Source organism: Actinomadura sp. KC06, from assembly GCF_004348735.1.
Lineage (GTDB): Bacteria > Actinomycetota > Actinomycetes > Streptosporangiales > Streptosporangiaceae > Spirillospora.
The window spans coordinates 1-713 of record NZ_SMKT01000412.1 but is presented as its reverse complement, the minus strand read 5'-3'; the positions used below and the strand labels follow the sequence as shown (position 1 = coordinate 713).

At 74.5% G+C, this 713-nt stretch carries 1 protein-coding gene; it reads left to right on the top strand.

Annotated features, from left to right (window positions below):
- Positions 1-713 (top strand): ABC transporter transmembrane domain-containing protein (locus tag E1287_RS43400; protein ID WP_243719851.1); only part of this gene is annotated, 713 nt, incomplete at both ends.

Sequence of the window (713 nt, the reverse complement as noted above, 5' to 3'; positions counted from 1 at the left end):
GGTGGCGGGTGGTGCGGCGGCGCGGGTGAAGCGGGGGTTGCGGGAGGCGCTGCTGGCTCGTCCGGCGGGTGATGCGGGGGCGCGGGTGACGTTGCTGACGCGGGGGCTGGACGCGGTGGATCCTTTCTTCACCGGGTATGTGCCGCAGTTGCTGGCGGCGTGTGTGGTGCCGGTGGTGGTGCTGGCGCGGTTGGTGACGGTGGACTGGGCGTCGGCGGTGGTGGTGCTGGTGACGGTGCCGCTGGTTCCGGTGTTCGGTGCGCTGGTGGGGATGCGGACGGCGGCGCTGACGGGGCGGCAGTGGGCGCTGCTGCACCGGCTGGGCGGGCATTTCCGGGATGTGCTGGCGGGTCTGCCGACGTTGCGGGCGTTCGGGCGGACGGGGCACCAGTCGGGTGTGGTGCGGGAGCTGGCGGACGGTCATCGGCGGGCGAGCGTGCGGGCGCTGCGGGTGGCGTTCTTGTCGTCGCTGGTGCTGGAGCTGGTGTGCGCGCTGTCGGTGGCGCTGGTGGCGGTTCCGGTGGGGTTGCGGCTGCTGGAGGGGCGGATGGCGTTGTCGGCGGGGCTGCTGGTCCTGGTGTTGACGCCGGAGGTGTATCTGCCGTTGCGGGCGCTGGGGCAGCGGTTCCATGCGAGTGCGGAGGGTGTGGCGGCGGCGGAGGCGGCGTTCGCGGCGCTGGACGTCCCGGCGCCGCGGGCGGGTGGCCGGGTGG